We start from the raw sequence: 20493 nt of genomic DNA, 5'->3' as shown, positions 1-20493 counted from the left end.
GCGCCCCACCTTAATCAGCCTCGTAGAACAGGTGCTCCACCACCGTGTGCGCGCGGCGCGTGATCCGGCGGTACGTGTCGAGGAACTCACCGGGGTCGTCCGCCGCGGTCTGGCCGAGCACCCGCGCCACCGCGACCAGGTCGCGGCCCGAGCTGGGGACCTCGTCGACGGCCTTGCCGCGCACCAGCATCCCGGCGTTGCGCACCCGCGTCGCCAGCAGCCACGCCTCGGTCAGCTCGGCCGCTTCGGACTGCTCGGCCAGGCCCGCGCCGGGGAGCAGCGCCAGGGCGTCCAGCGTCGACGTCGTCCGCAGCTCGGGAACGGCGTGGGCGTGCTGCAGCTGCAGGAGCTGCACCGTCCACTCGACGTCGGCGAGGCCGCCGCGGCCGAGTTTCGTGTGCCGCGTCGGGTCCGCGCCCTTCGGCATCCGCTCGGTCTCGACGCGTGCCTTGATCCGGCGGATCTCGCGGGCCTTCGTCGCGTCCAAGCCGCCCTCGGGGTAGCGGATCGGGTCGATCATCGCGATGAACCGCTGCCCGAGGTCGTCGTCGCCGGCGATGAAACGGGCCCGCAGCAACGCTTGCGCCTCCCACACCTCGCCCCAGCGCGCGTAGTAGGCGCGGTAGGACTCCAGCGTCCGCACCAGCGGGCCGCTGCGCCCCTCCGGCCGCAGGTCGGCGTCGACGACCAGCGCCGGGTCCGGGCTCGGCGCGCCCAGCATCTTCCGGACCGTCTCCGCGACCGACGACGCGAACTTCACGGCGTCGGAGTCCGAGACGCCTTCATTCGCTTCGCACACGAAGAGCACGTCGGCGTCGGAGCCGTAGCCGAGTTCGGCGCCGCCGAGCCGGCCCATGCCGATGACGGCGATCCGGGCCGGCGTCCGGCCCAGCTCGGCCTGGCGCTGCCGGAACGCGGCCGCCAGCGCGCCCTGCAGCACCGCGACCCAGACGCTGGACAGCGCCGCGCACACGGCCCGGACGTCGAGCAGGCCCAGCAGGTCCGCGCACGCCACGCGCAGCAGTTCGTGCCGCCGCAGCGAACGCGCCGCCGTGACCGCGGGGTTCAACCCGGGCTGACGCCGGACGGCCGCCCGCAGCGACGTCGCCACGTCGGCCGGCGTGCGGCCCAGCAGCCGCGCCGGGTCGCCGAGCAGCTGCAGCACCTCGGGCGCGCGGACCAGCAGGTCGGGCACCAGCCTCGACGTGCCGAGCAGGATGGCCAGCCGTTCGACGACCGTGCCTTCGTCGCGCAGCACCCGCAGGTACCAGGGCGTGTCTTCCAGCGCTTCGGAAACCTTGCGGTAGGACAGCAGCCCGCCGTCCGGGTCGGGGGTGTCGGCGAGCAGGTCGAGCAGCACGGGCAGCAGCGCCTGCTGGATCGCGGCCCGCCGGGAGACGCCCGCGGTGAGCGCCTTGATGTGCTGGAGCGCGCCGTCGGGCGCGGTGTAGCCGAGCGCGGCCAGGCGGCTGGCGGCCTGCTTGGTCGTCAGGCGCAGCGCCTCGGTCGGCACGTTCGCGACCGACTGCAGCAGTGGCCGGTAGAAGATCTTTTCGTGCAGCCGCCGGATGCCCTTGCCGTGCTTGCGGAACTCCGCCAGCAGCGCTTCGCCCTCGCTCTTTCCACCGGTCGGTTTCACGCCGCTCGCGCGGGCGAGGATCCGCAGCTCGTCGGTGTCGGACGTCGCGGGGAACAGGTGCGTCCGGCGCATCCGCCGCAGCTGCAGCCGGTGCTCCAGCATCCGCAGGAACTCGTACGACGCGCCCAGCTCGGCCGCGTCCTTCCGGCCCACGTAACCGCCTTCGCCGAGCGCCGCGAGCGCGTCCATCGTGGACGGCGACCGCAGCTCGTCGTCGACCCGGCCGTGCACGAGCTGCAGCAGCTGCACCGCGAACTCGACGTCACGCAGGCCGCCACGGCCCAGCTTGAGCTCGCGCTCGGCGTGCTCGGACGGCACGTGCCCCTCGACCCGGCGGCGCATCTGCTGCACCTCGGCGACGAAGTTGTCCCGGTCGGCCGCCGACCACACCAGCGGCGCCACCATCTCGGCGTACTGCCGCCCGAGTTCGACGTCGCCGGCGACCGGACGGGCCTTGAGCAGCGCCTGGAACTCCCAGGTCTTGGCCCACTTGAGGTAGTAGCTCTGGTGGCCTTCGAGGGTGCGGACGAGCGCGCCGGCCTTGCCTTCCGGGCGCAGCGCCGCGTCGACCTCGAAGCACGCGTTCCCGGTGACGCGCATCGTCGTGCTCGCCAGCCGCGTCGCGACGCCGAGATCGCCCGCGCCGACGAAGATGACGTCGACATCGCTGACGTAGTTGAGTTCCCGGCCGCCGCACTTGCCCATCGCGATGATCGCGAACGTGTCGTCGGCCGAGGCGCCGACCTCGGCCTCGGCGACCACGAGCCCGGCGGCGAGCGCGGCCTCGGCCAGCTCGGTCAGCTGCGCGGCGACCTCGGCGTAGCGCGGCTGCTCGAGCCCGCTCTCGACGAGGTGGCCCAGGTCCGCGGCGGCGATGCCGAGCAGCAGGCTGCGGTAGGCGACCTTGAGCGTCTGCTCCGCCTCGAGCTTGGTGATCACGGTGCCGTCTTCACGCACGAGCGCGGTGCGCAGGGCTTCGCGGTAGCCGGCGGGGTTCGTGCTCTTCTTGCCGGTGAGCGAGTGCCACTGCGCGGGGTTCGCGCACAGGAAGTCGGCCAGCGCGGTCGACGTCCCCAGCACACCGAGGAGCCGGCCGCGGAACGTCCGGTTCTCGCGGAGCTGCTCTTCGAGCCGTGCCCACTCGTCGCCGTCGGCCTCGCGGATGCGGTCCAGCCCGCGCAGCGCGAGATCGGGATCGGCGGCCCGGGACAACGCCGAGAGGACGTCGGTCGCCGCGGCGACCGGGCCGGCGTCGTCCCACCAGCCGGCCGCGCGCAGCTGACCCTCGGCACGGGCGTCGGTGAAGCCGTACCTCGCCGCCGAAGCGGTCGTTCGCGCGCGGTCTGCCATCACGAACCACCGTAGCCGCAACGGCCTCGTGATTCCGGCTCAGGCGGCCAGGCGTCCCGGCTCGGTGTCGGCCGGCGTCGGCTCGGGGACCTGGAAGCTGTGCGCGGTGACGGGGTGGCGGCGCGAGAGCAGCCAGATCCCGGCACCCACACCGATTCCGACCACGCCGACGGCGATGGTGCCCGCGCTGCCGAGCGAAGCGATCTTGCCCGAGACGGCGCCGACGATCGCGGCCGCGGGCAGGGTGAACAGCCAGGCGATCACCATCCGGCCCGCCATCCGCCAGCGGACCGGCGCCTCGCGGCGGCCGACGCCGGAGCCGACGATGCCACCGGAGCACACGTGCGTCGTCGACAGCGGGAAACCCAGCCGCGACGAGACCAGGATGACGAGCGCGGAGCTCGTCTGGGCGGCGAAGCCCTGCGGGCCCTCGATGTCGGTCAGGCCCTTGCCGAGGGTGTGCGTGATGCGCCAGCCGCCGAGGTAGGTGCCCGCGGCCAGCGCGCAGGCGGCGCTGATGATCACCCACACGGGCGGAGCGGCGCCGGGCGGGAGGCTACCGGCGGTGACCAGCGTGAGCGTGATCACGCCCATCGTCTTCTGCGCGTCGTTCGTGCCGTGGGCCAGCGAAACCAGCGACGCCGAGACGATCTGGCCGACCTTGAACCCGCGCGTGGCCGGCCGGTTCCGGACCAGGAAGCGGTAGACCAGGTACGTCCCGGCCAGCGCCACCAGGCCGGCGATGACCGGCGACGCGGCCGCCGGCAGCAGGACCTTCTCGACGATCTTTCCGAAGTGGACCGAGTCCGCGCCCGCCGAAACCCAGGTGGCGCCGACCAAGCCGCCGAACAGCGCGTGCGACGAGCTCGACGGGAGCCCGACGAACCACGTCACGAGGTTCCAGACGATCGCGCCGATCAGCCCGCCGAACACGATCGACGGGCCGATCTTCGTGTCGTCCACCAGGCCGCTGGAGATCGTCTTGGCGACCTCGACCGACAGGAACGCGCCGACCAGGTTCAGCACCGCGGAGATCGCGACGGCCACCCGGGGCTTGAGGGCCCCGGTGGCGATCGACGTCGCCATCGAGTTCGCGGTGTCGTGGAACCCGTTCGTGAAATCGAAGACCAATGCGGTGACGACCACGATGACGACCAGCAACGAGGGGTCCACCCCGACCTCCGAACCCTTGTGGGGACTTAACCGCAAGGTACCTGACGAGGGACGCGGGTTGTTAACAGCCCGTTGCCGATTGTGACGCTGTCCGTTAAGCCAGCGGTAACGAGCGTTGACTGTCGGCGGCGGGCTGGAGCTCCCCGGACGCCAATCGGACGAACCGCTGCGCGAACGGCCGCCACGTCTCGGCGATGTCGTTGTGCACGGTGATCAACTTGTCGTGGTCGAGCGCTCCCGGGCGGGCCAGCTCCGCCATTTCGGGCTCATCCGCGGCCCAGCTCTCGACGATCTCGGGCGTCGTCTCGATGTGGAACTGGACACCGTAGACACACCGGTTGAACCGGAAAGCCTGAAACTGGTAGCGCGGAGCGGATGCGAGCAGTTCGGCGCCGGGCGGGAGCCGGGTGATCGAGTCGTTGTGGAACTGCAGGACGTCCTGCATGAGCGGCAGTTCGGCGAAGAGCGGGTCGGTCCACGCCGCGTCCTTCTTCGAGACGAGGTGCGGGCCGATCTCCGGCCCGTCGCGCCCGACCTCGACGCGGCCCCCGGTCGCGACGGTCAGCAGCTGGGCGCCGAGGCAGATCCCCAGCGTCGGGAGCTGCCTCGACGCCGCTTTCGCCAGCAGGCGCCGCACTTCGGCGAGCCACGGGTGCTTCGCGTCGTCCTCCGCACCCATGTTGCCGCCGAGGCAGACGACGCCGGCGTAGCCGTCGAGATCGGCAGGCAGGTCCTGCCCGGGCGGGAGCCGGACGTCGAGGTCCGCGCCGGCCTCGGTCAGCCAGTCACCGAGGGGACCGAGCGGGTCCGAGACGTCCGGCTGGATGATCAGCAGTCGTGTCACGCCTTCCAGGGTAGGTGCGTCAGCAGGCGCAGCGAATCCCGGCCGCAGACTGCGTTGCTTCGCCGGCCTGGTGGTCCGTCCTATCGACCGGGTAGCCGGCGGCGATCCAGCTGGTGATGCCGCCGGAAAGCCGTTTCACCTGGAAGCCGAGCTCGGCGAGCTTGAGCGCCCCCTTGGTGGCGGCGTTGCAGTTGATGCTTTCGCAGTAGCAGACGTAGACGAGGTCGCGATCGAGGTGCGCGGTGCTCTCGGGCGTCATGTCGCGGTAGGGCAGGTTGATCGCGCCGGGGATGTGCGCCTGCGCGAAGGCTTCGGGGGCACGGGTCTCGACGACGACGTAACCCTCGACGCGGCCGGCGTCGAGATCCCGGGCGAGGTCGTCCGGATCGACCTCGAAGCCGAGTTCGGCGCTGAAGTAGGCAACGGCCTCGACGGGCGCGGCGGCGGGGAAGGCAAGTGTGCGTGTCATGGGGACAATCCTGCTGATCACGACGTCGCGGACACAGGGCAGAATCGGGGTGAAGGCCGTCGCCGGCCTGGGATTTCCCTGTTTCCGCCCCTGCTGACCTGGGAGATGTGCGGTGGACCTCGACGACGTCGACTGGCACCTGATCGAGCTCCTCCAGGACGACGGCAGGCTGAGCTTCACGGAGCTGGGCCGCCGGGTCTCGCTGTCGGGGTCCGCGGTGACGGAACGGGTCCGCCGTCTCGAGGAGCGCGGAGTGATCACGGGCTACGCGGCGACCGTGGACACGACGAAGCTGGGGCTGCCGATCGAGGCGTTGGTCCGGGCCCGGGTCCGCAGCCTGGACACACCCCGCTTCCGGACGGCGGTGCTGCCACTGCCGGAGGTCATCGCCGCGGACCACATCACGGGTGACGAGTGCTGGATTCTGCGGGTGCTGTGCCGGAACACGGCGGAGCTGGAGGAGTTGGTCGAGAAGGTGCAGCGCTACGGCGAGACGACGACATCGCTGGTGCTGTCATCACCACTGCGCCGCCGCCCGCTAGCCCGGCGGGGACGGGCGGACTGAGCCATCGCGGGTGATGGGGGGAGGCATCGCGGGTGATCCGCGGGGCATCTCTCGTGACCGGGCGGGCATCACCGGTGATCCGGCGGGCATCACTCGGATCGGACATCACCCGGATTGTGAGGCCGGAAGCAGGGCGCTGCGGTGATCGGAGCCGCAACTCGCGTGATCCCGCACGGATCCCGCGTGATTCTGGCCGGATCTCGCGTGATCCCAGGCGGGACTCGTGTGATCCGGCCAGGATTCACGTGACTCCGGACGGATCTTGCGTGTGTGAAGCCGGATCTCGCGTGATTGAGGCCGGAACTCGCGCACCGCGCGAGGGCAGCTCGCACGCCCGAAGAGCCGGCTCGCGTCCCCAGCCGGTCAGCTCACGTACCCAGCCAGTCGACTCACATACTCGGACAGTCGGCTCACGTCCCGAACGGTCGGCTCGCGTACTTCGACGGTCGGCTTGCGTACCTAGACAGTCGGTTCGCGTACCCGGACGGTCTGCTCGCGTGATTGAGGCGCCGGCACCCGTGATCAGAAGGTCGACACCCGTGATTCACGGGTCACCACGTGACCAGACAGCCGACCCGCGTGTGCGAAGGGTCAACTCGCGTGACTGGAAAGTCGACACGTGATTCAGAAGCCGGCGCGCGTTATCGGGGTCGGCACGAGGTCGTCGTGGTGCCGGCGGCACCTGGTTTTGGGCATAAAAAGAGGGCCTGGCCCGGGAGAACCGTGGTTCTCGACCGGGCCAGGCCCTTCTTCAACGAAATGTTCGGCGGTGTCCTACTCTCCCACAACCCTTCGGTTGCAGTACCATCGGCGCTGTCAAGCTTAGCTTCCGGGTTCGGAATGGGACCGGGCGTTTCCCTGACGCTAAAACCACCGAAACACTATCAAACACCCACACCCCCAAAAAGAGGGTTGTGTGGTGTTTCAGAACCGTAGAGTGGATGCGTAACACCTTCGTAGACAAGTCCTCGGCCTATTAGTACCAGTCAACTCGACAACACATTACTGTGCTTCCATATCTGGCCTATCAACCCAATGGTCTATTGGGGGCCTTAACCCACAAAGGGTGGGATACCTCATCTTGGAACAGGCTTCCCGCTTAGATGCCTTCAGCGGTTATCCCTTCCGAACGTGGCCAACCAGCCATGCCCCTGGCGGGACAACTGGCACACCAGAGGTTCGTCCGTCCCGGTCCTCTCGTACTAGGGACAGCCTTCCTCAAGTATCCTACGCGCGCGGCGGATAGGGACCGAACTGTCTCACGACGTTCTAAACCCAGCTCGCGTGCCGCTTTAATGGGCGAACAGCCCAACCCTTGGGACCTACTCCGGCCCCAGGATGCGACGAGCCGACATCGAGGTGCCAAACCATGCCGTCGATATGGACTCTTGGGCAAGATCAGCCTGTTATCCCCGGGGTACCTTTTATCCGTTGAGCGACACCCCTTCCACCAGGTGGTGCCGGATCACTAGTCCCGACTTTCGTCCCTGCTCGACATGTCTGTCTCACAGTCAAGCTCCCTTGTGCACTTGCACTCAACACCTGATTGCCAACCAGGCTGAGGGAACCTTTGGGCGCCTCCGTTACTCTTTAGGAGGCAACCGCCCCAGTTAAACTACCCATCAGGCACTGTCCCTGAACCAGATCATGGCCCGAGGTTCAGATTCCCAATTCGACCAGAGTGGTATTTCAACAATGACTCCACAGTAACTAGCGTCACCGCTTCACAGTCTCCCACCTATCCTACACAAGCCGAACCGAAAACCAATACCAAACTATAGTAAAGGTCCCGGGGTCTTTCCGTCCTGCCGCGCGTAACGAGCATCTTTACTCGTAGTGCAATTTCGCCGGGCCTGTGGTTGAGACAGCCGGAAAGTCGTTACGCCATTCGTGCAGGTCGGAACTTACCCGACAAGGAATTTCGCTACCTTAGGATGGTTATAGTTACCACCGCCGTTTACTGGCGCTTAAATTCTCAGCTTCACCCCCGAAGGGATTAACCGGTCCTCTTAACGTTCCAGCACCGGGCAGGCGTCAGTCCATATACATCGTCTTGCGACTTCGCATGGACCTGTGTTTTTAGTAAACAGTCGCTTTCCGCTGGTCTCTGCGGCCACCCACCCCTAGCTCGCGAAGAGCTTCAGGATGTTTGGCCCCCCTTCTCCCGAAGTTACGGGGGCATTTTGCCGAGTTCCTTAACCACAGTTCACCCGATCGCCTTAGTATTCTCTACCTGACCACCTGTGTTGGTTTGGGGTACGGGCCGTGCATGCACTCACTAGAGGCTTTTCTCGGCAGCATAGGATCACTCTACTTCGCCTCAAACGGCTACGCATCACGTCTCAGAGTATATAAAGCACGGATTTGCCTATGCTTTCTCCTACACGCTTACACCAGGACAACCATCGCCTGGCGGAGCTACCTTCCTGCGTCACCCCATCGCTTGACTACTACGAAATCAGGTCCCACGCTCCACACACACCCCTCCATCCGAAGACTTCAGGATATGGCTTTGGGTGGTTAGTATCAAACGCCTCGTCATGGGCGCACATGCTCGGGTACGGGAATATCAACCCGTTGTCCATCGACTACGCCTGTCGGCCTCGCCTTAGGTCCCGACTTACCCTGGGCGGATTAGCCTGGCCCAGGAACCCTTGGTCATCCGGCGGCAGAGTTTCTCACTCTGCATTCGCTACTCATGCCTGCATTCTCACTCCCACACCCTCCACCGCTAGCTTCCGCCACGGCTTCCCTGGGTGCAGGACGCTCCCCTACCCATCAACACGACTACACACAAACCTCAAGGGCTCGCATGGATCTATTGTGTCAATGACACAGCTTCGGCGGTGTGCTTAAGCCCCGCTACATTGTCGGCGCAGGACCACTTGACCAGTGAGCTATTACGCACTCTTTCAAGGGTGGCTGCTTCTAAGCCAACCTCCTGGTTGTCTGGGCAATCCCACATCCTTTCCCACTGAGCACACACTTAGGGGCCTTAGCTGGTGTTCTGGGCTGTTTCCCTCTCGACGACGAAGCTTATCCCCCGCCGTCTCACTGCCGCACTCTCACACCACGGTATTCGGAGTTTGGTTGATTTCGGTAACCCGGTAAGGCCCCTAGACCATCCAGTAGCTCTACCCCCGTGGTGAAACATACGACGCTGCACCTAAATGCATTTCGGGGAGAACCAGCTATCACGGAGTTTGATTGGCCTTTCACCCCTACCCACAGCTCATCCCCTCAGTTTTCAACCTAAGTGGGTTCGGGCCTCCACGACGTCTTACCGTCGCTTCACCCTGGCCATGGGTAGATCACTCCGCTTCGGGTCTAGACCACGCGACTATATTCGCCCTATTCAGACTCGCTTTCGCTACGGCTACCCCACACGGGTTAACCTCGCCACGCAGCACTAACTCGCAGGCTCATTCTTCAAAAGGCACGCCATCACCATTACAGCTCTGACGGCTTGTAGGCACACGGTTTCAGGTACTCTTTCACTCCCCTCCCGGGGTACTTTTCATCTTTCCCTCACGGTACTAGTCCGCTATCGGTCTTCAGGAAGTATTTAGGCTTACCGGGTGGTCCCGGCAGATTCACAGCAAATTCCACGAGCTCGCTGCTACTCGGGAACACCACCAAGAACAACAACACAAGTTTTCGCGTACGGGGCTCTCACCCACTCCGGCCGCCCATCCCAAGGCGTTCCACTAACCCATGCGTCAATTCCGAAGAAATGTCAGTTCCTTCAAGGCGGGTCCCACAACACCGACTACACAACCCCTGACAGGTATCACATGCAATCGGTTTAGCCTCTTCCGCTTTCGCTCGCCACTACTCACGGAATCACGGTTGTTTTCTCTTCCTACGGGTACTGAGATGTTTCACTTCCCCGCGTTCCCTCCACACACCCTATATATTCAGGTGCGGGTAACACCACATCACTGGTGCTGGGTTTCCCCATTCGGAAATCCTCGGATCACAGCTCGGTTGACAGCTCCCCGAGGCTTATCGCAGCCTCCTACGTCCTTCATCGGCTCCTGAAGCCAAGACATCCACCATGTGCCCTTAACAACTTGACCACAAAGATGCTCGCATCCACTCTACAGTTCTCAAACACCACACCAGAAACAAACCACATTCCCAGGCTGTGTAAGCCCTAAGGCGTGTTGCCTCAGGACCCAACAGTGTGCTTCGCGAACAACCCACCACTCGACTCTGCGAGCGTCCTCCACGACCCCGAAGGATCAGTACTAACAGCCGGCGTCTGTCACCGCGATGAGCCATAACCAGTAGTTCCACAATTCCTTGAGCAAGCCCGGCAACACTGCATTCGAGTGTTAAACCGCGCCCACCCCACGCCCTTGATCCGGGTATCCCGGGAACGTGGATGTGTTGTGCTCCTTAGAAAGGAGGTGATCCAGCCGCACCTTCCGGTACGGCTACCTTGTTACGACTTCGTCCCAATCGCCAGTCCCACCTTCGACCACTCCCTCCCCGAAGGGTTGGGCCATGGGCTTCGGGTGTTACCGACTTTCATGACGTGACGGGCGGTGTGTACAAGGCCCGGGAACGTATTCACCGCAGCGTTGCTGATCTGCGATTACTAGCGACTCCGACTTCACGCAGTCGAGTTGCAGACTGCGATCCGAACTGAGACCGGCTTTAAGGGATTCGCTCCACCTCGCGGTATCGCAGCCCTCTGTACCAGCCATTGTAGCATGTGTGAAGCCCTGGACATAAGGGGCATGATGACTTGACGTCATCCCCACCTTCCTCCGAGTTGACCCCGGCAGTCTCCCACGAGTCCCCGCCATAACGCGCTGGCAACGTAGGATAAGGGTTGCGCTCGTTGCGGGACTTAACCCAACATCTCACGACACGAGCTGACGACAGCCATGCACCACCTGTACACCAACCACAAGGGAAGCCCCATCTCTGGGGATGTCTGGCGCATGTCAAGCCCAGGTAAGGTTCTTCGCGTTGCATCGAATTAATCCACATGCTCCGCCGCTTGTGCGGGCCCCCGTCAATTCCTTTGAGTTTTAGCCTTGCGGCCGTACTCCCCAGGCGGGGTGCTTAATGCGTTAGCTACGGCACGGACAACGTGGAATGTCGCCCACACCTAGCACCCACCGTTTACAGCGTGGACTACCAGGGTATCTAATCCTGTTCGCTCCCCACGCTTTCGCTCCTCAGCGTCAGTATCGGCCCAGAGACCCGCCTTCGCCACCGGTGTTCCTCCTGATATCTGCGCATTTCACCGCTACACCAGGAATTCCAGTCTCCCCTACCGAACTCAAGTCTGCCCGTATCGACTGCACGCTGAAGGTTAAGCCTCCAGATTTCACAGCCGACGCGACAAACCGCCTACGAGCTCTTTACGCCCAATAAATCCGGACAACGCTTGCACCCTACGTATTACCGCGGCTGCTGGCACGTAGTTAGCCGGTGCTTCTTATCCAGGTACCGTCACTTGCGCTTCGTCCCTGGCGAAAGAGGTTTACAACCCGAAGGCCGTCATCCCTCACGCGGCGTCGCTGCATCAGGCTTTCGCCCATTGTGCAATATTCCCCACTGCTGCCTCCCGTAGGAGTCTGGGCCGTGTCTCAGTCCCAGTGTGGCCGGTCACCCTCTCAGGCCGGCTACCCGTCGTCGCCTTGGTAGGCCACTACCCCACCAACAAGCTGATAGGCCGCGGGTTCATCCTGCACCGCCAGAACTTTCAACAACACTCCATGCGAAGCGTTGTGATATCCGGTATTAGACCTCGTTTCCAAGGCTTATCCCAGAGTGCAGGGCAGATTACCCACGTGTTACTCACCCGTTCGCCACTAATCCACCCGAAGGCTTCATCGTTCGACTTGCATGTGTTAAGCACGCCGCCAGCGTTCGTCCTGAGCCAGGATCAAACTCTCCAACAATGAATAGTTTGATCGAGACTATGTACTCAATCAATCTCAAAGGAACCTCAATACGAGGTTATATATAAGCTCTACTGGCTTAGTTCACTAGCACACTGTTGAGTTCTCAAGCAACACACTCCGGAATCACCCACGTTATCCGCGGGCTCAACCTCGGCGATTGTTTCAAGCTATATTCACAAACTTTTGGTCGAGCATACCCAGTCCGTAAGGACTCGGCGGCCGCTCGTGGGCCGACGCTGAACATTACCCGGTCCGATTCGCGGTGTCAACCCGCTCGTCCCGCCCTGATCTCCGGGGCTTGCGGCCCCGGTGTGACCCGGTGTTCCTGGCGACTTGGAGAACTTTACATGCCCCGAAACCGGTCCCGACAGGGGGGTCACTTAACGGTGTCATCGCAGGTCAGAACTGTACGCAGGGCTACCGCGGCAACGTCGGCAGATACCGCGGCGGGACGCGGGCCGGCGCGACCCGCTCGAAGTCCGCCGCGAGCGCCAGCATCCGGCCGTCGGACCACCGCGCACCCATGAACGAGATACCCACGGGCAGGGGTCCGGCAAACCCGGCCGGCACGGTGACGTCCGGGTAGCCCGCGACCGCGGCCGGCGTCGAGGACGGGATCACGTCGTCGTCGCCCGTCGCGCAGTCGGTCTTCCACGCCGGCGGGTTGGTCGGCGACGCGATCGCGTCGAGGTGGTACTTCGCCAGCGTCTCGTCGAGCGACCGGCGCGCGAGGTCCGAGAGTTCGGCGCGGCCCGCGAGGTAGCCGGGGTCGGTCGGCGGCGGCGCGGCCAGTGCCTGCTCGAACAGCTCCTGGCCGGCGAAGCAGGTCCGCTCCAGCGGGTCGGCGCGGTTGTAGGCGATCAGCCCGGCCAGGTTCCGCGGCCCCTGCGGGCAGGTCGCCAGGTAGGCGTCGATGTCGCGGTGGAACTCCGTGAGCAGCGCCGGGAACTCCAGCTCGCCGAGCCGGTCCTGGTACGGCGGGGTCACTTCGACGACCGTCGCACCGGCCTTGACCAGGGAGTTCCGGGCGGACGTCATGACCGCGTCGGTCTGCGGGCCGAGTACCGGCAGCCGCCAGAGGCCGATCCGCGCGCCGCGCAGGACCCCCGGCCGGAGCAGCTTCGCGTAGTCCGTCGGCTGGGTGCGCGGGTACTGCGCGGTGGCCGGGTCCGCCGGGTCCCGCCCCTGGAGGGCGGACAGCGTGAGCGCGACGTCGACGACGTTGCGGGCGATCGGGCCGGCGGTGTCCTGCTCGGCGGAGATCGGCACCACGCCGGTGCGGCTGACCAGGCCGAGGCTCGGTTTGTGGCCGACCGTCGCCGTCATCCCCGCCGGGCAGACGATCGAGCCGTCGGTCTCGCTGCCGATCGCGACCTGGGCCAGCGACGCGGCGACGCCGGCCGCGGAGCCGGCGGACGACCCGCACGGGTTGTGGTCCAGGACGTACGGGTTGTTGGTCTGACCGCCGACGCCCGACCAGCCCGACGTCGGTTTCGCGGCGCGGAAGTTCGCCCACTCGGACAGGTTCGCCTTGCCGAGGATCACCGCGCCCGCGTCGCGCAGCCGGGTGATCAGCGTGGCGTCCTTCGCCGGGTGGCTGCGCAGGGCCCGCGAGCCGGCGGTCGTCCACTGGTCGCGGGTGCCGACGTTGTCCTTGACCAGCACCGGGATGCCGTCGAGCGGCCCGCGCAGGCGGTGCGCGCGACGGCGGGCGTCACTTTCGCGAGCCTGCCCCAGCGCCGCCGGGTTGACCGCGAGCACGGCGTTGACCTTGCCGTCGACCCGGTGGATCCGGTCGAGGTAGAGCCCGGTGAGCCCCACCGCGCTGAGCCGGCCGGCCGCCATCCGCGCCTGCAGCGCCGGGATGTCGGCCGAGTCGAGGTCGAAGCGCGAAGGGGACGCCGACGAGGCGGGCGCGGCGGGGACGAGCAGGAGTGCGGCGGCCAGGATCGCGAGGAACACCGGCCGCCGCCCCATCAGAGCACCGGCAACAGCGTGCGGAGCTCGTACGGGGTGACCGCGCTCCGGTAGTTGTCCCATTCGGCGCGCTTGTTCCGGAGGAAGAAGTCGTAGACGTGCTCGCCGAGTGCTTCCGGCAGGAGCTCGGACTTCTCCATCTCCGACAGGGCTTCCCCCAGGTTCTGGGGCAACTGCGCGTAACCGGCGGCGCGCCGCTCGGAGTCCGACAGCTGCCAGATGTTGTCCTCGGCAGGAGGCGGCAGCTCGTACCCCTTCTCGATCCCCTTGAGCCCGGCGGCCAGGATGACCGAGTACGCGAGGTACGGGTTGCACGCGGAGTCCAGGGTACGGACTTCCACCCGACGGGATGACGCCTTTCCGGGTGAATACATCGGCACCCGGACGAGCGCCGAGCGGTTCGCCCGCCCCCACGAAACGGTCGTCGGCGCCTCGCTTCCGCTGATCAGGCGCTTGTAGGAGTTCACCCACTGGTTGGTGACCGCGGAGATCTCCTTGGCGTGGTGCAGCAGGCCGGCGACGAACGCCTTGCCGGTCTCCGACAGCTCGTGCGGGTCCTCGGCGTCGTAGAAGGCGTTGCGATCACCCTCGAAGAGGCTGACGTGGGTGTGCATCCCGGAGCCGGGCTGGTCGGTGAACGGCTTCGGCATGAACGTCGCGCGCACGCCCTGGGTCAGCGCGACCTCCTTGACGACGTAACGGAACGTCATCACGTTGTCGGCCATGGTCAGGGCGTCGGCGTAGCGGAGGTCGATCTCCTGCTGGCCCGGCGCGCCCTCGTGGTGGCTGAACTCGACCGAGATGCCCATCGCCTCGAGGGTCTCGATGGCGTGGCGCCGGAAGTGCGTCGCCGTGGCGTGGCTGGCCTGGTCGAAGTACCCGCCGTTGTCCGCCGGCTCCGGCTCGCTGCCGTCGTCGGGCAGGTTGGCCAGGAGGAAGAACTCGATCTCGGGGTGCACGTAGCAGGTGAAGCCCGCTTCGGCCGCCTTCGAGAGCTGACGTCGCAGCACGTGCCTCGGGTCGGCCCACGACGGCGAGCCGTCCGGCATCGCGATGTCGCAGAACATCCGGGCCGAGTACGGGCTGCCGTCCGGGGTCTCCCAGGGCAGCACCTGGAAGGTGGCCGGGTCCGGCTTGGCGACCATGTCGGATTCGTAGACGCGCGCGAACCCTTCGATGGCCGAGCCGTCGAAGCCGATCCCCTCGGTGAAGGCGCCCTCGAGCTCGGCCGGCGCGACCGCGACGGACTTGAGGAACCCCAGCACATCGGTGAACCAGAGACGGACGAAACGGATGTCGCGCTCCTCGAGCGTGCGGAGCACGAATTCCTGCTGGCGATCCATGGCCGCACCCTAACGACAGCGTGTTAACGGGATGTTTCACGACGCGCCGAGGGTGACGAAGGTCAGTTCGCCGGCACCGGAACGGGCTTCTTCGCGCGCTTGACGGCCAGCGACGCGACGGACGCGATGATCGCCAGGACAGCGGCCGAATACCAGGCCAGGGTGTAGTTCCCGAGCTGGTCGCGGACCAGGCCCGCGGCCGACGCGGCGAACGCGGCGCCCAGCTGGTGGCAGGCGAAGACCCAGCCGAACACGATCGGGCCGGCCTCGCCGAAGGCGCGGACGCAGAGCGCGACCGTCGGCGGGACCGTGGCCACCCAGTCGAGGCCGTAGAACAGGATGAACGCCCACATGCTCGGCTGCACGGAGTCGGTGAACAGCTGCGGCAGCATGGCCAGCGAGAGCCCGCGCAGGGCGTAGTAGATCCCGAGCAGGATCCGCGGGTCGACGCGGTCGGTGAGCCAGCCGGAGAAGATCGTGCCGACGACGTCGAAGACGCCGACCAGGGCCAGCAGGCCCGCCGCGGTCGTCTGGGGCATGCCGTGGTCGTGGGCGGCCGGGACGAAGTGGGTGCCGACCAGGCCGTTCGTCGTCGCACCGCAGATCGCGAAGCCGACCGCGAGCAGCCAGAACGTCCGGGTGCGGGCCGCCGTCTTCAGGACGGACAGGGCGCGGCGGGCGGAGCCGGTCTTCGGCGCGGGGCGGGCGACCTCGGCGCCGGCGGGCGCGCCGTAGGCCGTGGTGCCGACGTCGGCGGGGTGGTCGCGGATGAGCAGCAGCACCACCGGGACGACGGCGAGCGCGGCGATGGCGATCACCAGTGACGCGGTGCGCCAGCCGGAGCCGACGGCGAGGTTGGCGATGAGCGGCAGGAAGATCAGCTGGCCGGTGGCGCCCGCCGCGGTCAGCACGCCGGTGACGACGCCGCGGCTGCGGACGAACCACCGGGCCGCGACGGTCGCCGCGAAGCTCATCGCCATCGAGCCGGTGCCCGCGCCGATCAGCACGCCCCAGCAGAGGATCAGCTGCCAGCTCGCGGTCATGAACACCGTGCCGGCCGCGCCGATGGCGATGACGAACAACGCCGTCGCGGAGACCCGGCGGATGCCGAACCGCTCCATCAGCGCGGCCGCGAAGGGCGCGAAGAGGCCGTAGAGCACGAGGTTGACCGAGACGGCCGAGCTGATCGTGGCCGTCGACCAGCCGAACTCCTGGTGCAGCGGGTCGATGAGGACGCCGGGGGCGGACCGGAAGCCGGCGGAGGCGAGCAGCGCGACGAACGCGGCACCGGCGATCAGCCAGGCGCGGTGCAGCTTCGGGGCAGGGCGGGTCTCGACAGTCACCTCAGCAGTGTTGTCGGGCGCGCATCCTGGTGGAAGTGGCCTGAAGGACATCTGCCGCAAGGATCCGGCCACGGCTAGGCTTGGCGGATGTCCCGCATCGCCCTGCTGCTCGTGGTCCTGTTGACGGCCGGGTGCGCCGGCTCGCCGGACACGCGCGGGCCGTTCCCCGCGGGTGCCGAGCTGGTCCGCGACGCGGCGACGTCGTTCGCGTCGGTGCGGAGCGTGCACTTCGCGGCCGGCGTCAACGGCGTCCTGCCCGGCTTCCCGCTGCGGCAGATCGACGGCGACGCGACCCTCGACGCGGGCGGCGGCGCGACCGGCACGGCCGACGTCCAGGACGGCGAAGGGCACGTCAAGTTCCGCTTCACCGTGCGCGACGGGCTGGTGAGCACCGATCCCGACGTCGCGCGCGGCCGGATCCCCGAGACGGACGCCGTGGGCCGCTTCCTCGGGCCGTCCGCCGGGCTGAAGCGGCTGCTCGACGGCGTGACCGATGCGAAGACCGAGGGCAAGGAGAACGTCGACGGCGCCGCGGCCCTGCGGGTCGGCGGCCGGGTGCCCGCGGCCGTCGCGCACAGCGTGTTGCCGCAGGTGAACGCCGACGTCATCGTCAAGGTGTGGGTCTCGGCCGACGGGCCGCGGCGGTTCGTCCGGCTGTGGGTGCAGGTGCCGCCGGCCGGTGACCACCTCAGCCCGGTGATGTTCGAGCTGTCGCTGACCGGGCAGAACGAGCCCGTCGACCTCGGTTAGCAGCGGATCGCGGCGGCGGTCCCGTCGATCAGGTACGCGACGCCCGCGCGGTCGACGCACGCGTTGCCGTCGAGGAAGACCGTGTGCTGCACGCCTTCGTAGGTGAGCAGGACGCCGCCGAGGTCCTTCGCGAGGTCGACGCCCTGCTGGTACGGCGTCGCGGGGTCGTGCGTGGTCGAGACGACCAGGGGTTTCGGCAGGCCGTCGGCGTGCGGCGCGTGCTCGGCCGACGTCGGCGGGACCGGCCAGGTCGAGCAGATGTCCAGCTCGCTGGTGTCCGGGCTGCCGCCGGCCAGGAACGGCGCGCCGGCCAGCATCCGCTGGTGCGCGCGGTCGATCGCGGCCCGGTCGGCGAGCCGGGCGCGGTCGACGCAGCGGACGGCGAAGTAGGCGTCGGTCCCGCCGCCGTAGTGGCCGTCGCGGTCGCGGCCGTAGTAGCCGTCGGCGAAGACCAGCAGGGCCCGGCCGGTGCCGCCGGCCAGCTCGGTGAGCGCGCCGTCGAGCGCGGGCCAGTCGCCGCGGGCGTAGAGCGCGGCGAACGTCCCGGTGACGGCGTCCTCGAAGGAGAGCTTCCGGGAGCCGGCCGGGACGGGCTTCGCGACCAGCGGCCGCACGAGCCGCTGGAAGGCCTCGGTCGTGCGGGCGGGGTCGCGGCCGAGGGCGCAGTCGCGGCGGGCCGCGCACCACTCGCCGAACTCGGTGAAGGCGTCCTGGAAGCCCGCCATCTGCGTGACCAGGGATTCCGCGATGTCCTGCGCCGGGTCGACGGCGCCGTCGAGCAGCAGCGCGCGGACATTGCGCGGGAACGTCTCGGCGTAGGCCGCGCCGATCTGCGTGCCGTACGAGTAGCCGAGGTAGGTCAGCTTCTCGTCGCCGAGCGCCGCGCGAAGGACGTCGAGGTCGCGGACGACGTCCCGCGTGCCGGCGTTCGCGAGGAACGCTTTGCCGTACTTCGTCGCTTCGGCGCACTTCGCGCCGTACGCCGTGGTCTCGGCGAGCTGCTTCTTCACCCCTTCGGGCGACATATCGCTTTCGACGTCGGCCGCGCGGTCGGCGTCCTGCTCGGCGTCGGTCCTGCAGGTGATCCGCGGCTCGCTCGTGCCGACGCCCCGCGGGTCGAAGCCGACCAGGTCGAACCGGTCCAGCAGCGGCGCGGCCGCGGGCGACTTCGCCAGGGACGCGGCCATCGACGTCCCCGCGCCGCCGGGCCCGCCCGGGTTGACGACCAGCGAGCCGATCCGCTGCTTCGCGGCCTTGTGCCGCAGCAGCCCGACGGTCACCGTGTCCCCCGCCGGCTTCGCGTAGTCCAGCGGCACCCTCAGGTGCGCGCAGTCCAGCGACGCGTCCGCCGTGCACGACGTCCAAGCGAGCTGCTGCCCGGAGAACTTCCGCAGGTCAGGGGCCTGGGACGACGACGGCCCGGGTGCCGGAGCGCTCGTGCACGCCGTCAGCACCAGGGCCGCGCCCAGCAGCGCGGCCGTCCTCACTGGCCCTTGCAGCGCGTGCCTTCCGCCGGGAGCGTGCCGTCGACCAGGTAGTCGTTGCCCGCCTGGTCGACGCACGAGATGCCCTGCAGGAACACCGTGTGCTGGGTGCCCTCGAAGGTGAGCAGCGCGCCCTTCAGGCCCTTCGCGAGGTTGACGCCGGCCTGGTACGGCGTCGCCGGGTCGTTCGTCGTCGAGATGACCAGCGTCTTCGCCAGGCCTTCGACGTTCGGCACGTGCGGCTCCGAGGTGTTCGGGACCGGCCAGAACGCGCACGCGTCGCGGGCCGCGCTCGCCGGGCGGCCGTCGTCGAGGAACGGCGCGACCTGCACGTACTCCTCCTGCGCCTTGAGGATGACGGCCGGGTCGGTGACGCGCGGGTCGTCGACGCAGCGGATCGCGGTGAAGGCGTCCTGCGTGGTGCCGTACTTGCCGCTGGTGTCGCGCTCGTTGTAGATGTCGGCGAGCTTCTCCAGCGTCGCGCCGCGCTGCTGCTTGAGCTCGTTGAGGCCGGTGTTCAGCGCGTCCCAGAGGCTCTCCTGGTAGAGCGCCTGGATGACGCCGGTGGTCGCGTCCTCGTAGGAGAGCTTGCGGCCGTCGCCGACCGGCACCGGGAAGTCGATCAGCGGCCGGACGAGGTCCTGGAACACCTTCACCGCGGCGGCGGGGTCCTGGCCGAGCGCGCAGTCCTGCTGAGCGGTGCACGACTTCGCGAACTGCGTGAACGCGCCGCCGAAGCCCTGCCCCTGCGCGACCAGCGAGTCGACGGCGTCCTGGTCCGGGTCGACCGCGCCGTCGAGGATCATCGCGCGGACGTTCTTCGGGAACGCCTCGGCGTAGGTCGACCCGATCCGGGTGCCGTAGGAGTAGCCGAGGTAGGTCAGCTTCTCGTCGCCGAGGACCGAGCGCAGGACGTCGAGGTCCTTCACGACGTCGCGGGTACCGACGTTGGCGAGCAGCCCGGTGCCGTCGTCGGTGCGCTGGGCGCACTTGGCGGCGAAGTCCTTTTCCTGCGCTTCCTGCTTGAGCACGCCCTGCGGCGAGCCGTCGGTCTCGCTGTCGTCCGCGCGGTCGGCGTCCCGCTCCTGATCGGTCAGGCAGCGGATGATCGGCTGGCTCGCGCCGATCCCCCGCGGGTCGAAGCCGACCAGGTCGAAGCGCTTGGCGAGGTCCGTGTTCGACGCTGGCTTGATCAGCCCGGCGGCGGCGACCATGCCCGAGGCGCCCGGTCCGCCCGGGTTGACCACCAGCGACCCGATCCGCGCCCCCTCGTCGGTCGCCTTGTGCCGGAGCAGGCCGAGCGTGATGGTCGTTCCGTCCGGTTTCGCGTAGTCCAGCGGAACGGTCAGCCGCGCGCACTGGATGTCTTTCGCCTGGAACGCCGACCTCGCGTCCTCCGACGTCGCGTAAGGTGCGCAGTCGGCCCAGGTCAGGCTCTGACCGTAGAACCGCTCCAGCCCCGCGGGCACCGGCCCGGACGGCGGGTGCGACTCGGTCGTCGGCGACGGCGGCGTGGTCTTGCCGGTGGACGTGCAGGCGGTCAGCGAGGCCGCGAGCAGCGCGGACACCGCGATCGCGGTGATCGTGCGACTACAGGACCTGGCGCTGGGATGAAGGAACACGGTTGGATCG

11 protein-coding genes and 3 rRNA genes are annotated in these 20493 nt (G+C 67.5%); 2 read left to right on the top strand and 12 right to left on the bottom strand.

The genetic code is table 11. The features are described from left to right. Positions 1-10: 10 nt before the first annotated feature. The 4 genes from MUY22_RS18590 to MUY22_RS18575 all read right to left on the bottom strand — a co-directional run bounded on the left by MUY22_RS18590 (position 11) and on the right by MUY22_RS18575 (position 5475). Entirely contained in the window at positions 11-2989 is a 2979-nt protein-coding gene (locus tag MUY22_RS18590; RefSeq protein WP_247061243.1) for a bifunctional [glutamine synthetase] adenylyltransferase/[glutamine synthetase]-adenylyl-L-tyrosine phosphorylase, read from the bottom strand. 39 nt (positions 2990-3028) lie between these two features. Continuing rightward, positions 3029-4162, bottom strand: coding sequence for an inorganic phosphate transporter (locus MUY22_RS18585; protein WP_247061242.1), 1134 nt, complete (start codon positions 4160-4162; stop codon positions 3029-3031). Positions 4163-4256: 94 nt separating this feature from the next. Then, positions 4257-5006 carry a type 1 glutamine amidotransferase gene (locus MUY22_RS18580; protein ID WP_247061241.1) on the bottom strand — a complete coding sequence of 250 codons (750 nt, stop codon included), beginning with the start codon at positions 5004-5006 and terminating at the stop codon, positions 4257-4259. A gap of 19 nt (positions 5007-5025) precedes the next feature. Beyond that, entirely contained in the window at positions 5026-5475 is a 450-nt protein-coding gene (locus MUY22_RS18575; protein WP_247061240.1) for a rhodanese-like domain-containing protein, read from the bottom strand. 112 nt (positions 5476-5587) lie between these two features. On the opposite strand from MUY22_RS18575, the gene MUY22_RS18570 reads away from it, so the two are divergent. Beyond that, positions 5588-6040, top strand: coding sequence for an Lrp/AsnC family transcriptional regulator (locus MUY22_RS18570; RefSeq protein ID WP_247061238.1), 453 nt, complete (start codon positions 5588-5590; stop codon positions 6038-6040). A gap of 761 nt (positions 6041-6801) precedes the next feature. Here the strand turns inward: MUY22_RS18570 and rrf are convergent. The 6 genes from rrf to MUY22_RS18540 form a co-directional block, all read right to left on the bottom strand. After that, a 5S ribosomal RNA gene (gene rrf, locus MUY22_RS18565) occupies positions 6802-6918 on the bottom strand. A 78-nt stretch (positions 6919-6996) separates the two neighbouring features. Further along, positions 6997-10119: ribosomal RNA gene (locus tag MUY22_RS18560) — 23S ribosomal RNA — on the bottom strand. Positions 10120-10445: 326 nt separating this feature from the next. Continuing rightward, positions 10446-11961, bottom strand: a 16S ribosomal RNA gene (locus MUY22_RS18555). The 16S, 23S and 5S rRNA genes sit together here, the layout of an rRNA operon. Before the next feature lie 420 nt (positions 11962-12381). Further along, positions 12382-13941: an amidase gene (locus MUY22_RS18550; protein ID WP_247061236.1), complete on the bottom strand. Its 1560-nt coding sequence runs from the start codon at positions 13939-13941 to the stop codon at positions 12382-12384. After that, complete coding sequence (gene glnA, locus MUY22_RS18545) at positions 13941-15284, bottom strand: type I glutamate--ammonia ligase (protein WP_247061234.1); 1344 nt, start codon at positions 15282-15284, stop codon at positions 13941-13943. The genes MUY22_RS18550 and glnA overlap by 1 nt, the downstream gene beginning before the upstream one ends. Positions 15285-15346: 62 nt before the next feature. Then, entirely contained in the window at positions 15347-16627 is a 1281-nt protein-coding gene (locus MUY22_RS18540) for an MFS transporter (protein ID WP_247061232.1), read from the bottom strand. Between the two features lie 87 nt (positions 16628-16714). Between MUY22_RS18540 and MUY22_RS18535 the strand changes: the two genes are divergently transcribed. Then, a complete protein-coding gene (locus tag MUY22_RS18535) occupies positions 16715-17377 on the top strand; it encodes an LppX_LprAFG lipoprotein (protein WP_247061230.1) in 663 nt (220 codons plus the stop codon). On the opposite strand, the gene MUY22_RS18530 is transcribed toward MUY22_RS18535, so the two are convergent. Then, positions 17374-18864 carry an alpha/beta hydrolase gene (locus MUY22_RS18530; protein ID WP_247061228.1) on the bottom strand — a complete coding sequence of 497 codons (1491 nt, stop codon included), beginning with the start codon at positions 18862-18864 and terminating at the stop codon, positions 17374-17376. The two genes, MUY22_RS18535 and MUY22_RS18530, sit on opposite strands and share 4 nt — an antisense overlap. Beyond that, complete coding sequence (locus MUY22_RS18525; protein ID WP_247063986.1) at positions 18861-20420, bottom strand: alpha/beta hydrolase; 1560 nt, start codon at positions 20418-20420, stop codon at positions 18861-18863. The genes MUY22_RS18530 and MUY22_RS18525 overlap by 4 nt, the downstream gene beginning before the upstream one ends. Positions 20421-20493: the final 73 nt, after the last annotated feature.

The sequence above is a fragment of the Amycolatopsis sp. WQ 127309 genome, from assembly GCF_023023025.1.
Lineage (GTDB): Bacteria > Actinomycetota > Actinomycetes > Mycobacteriales > Pseudonocardiaceae > Amycolatopsis.
The sequence above is the reverse complement of the archived record's forward strand: the minus strand, read 5'-3'. Positions and strand labels throughout refer to the sequence as shown.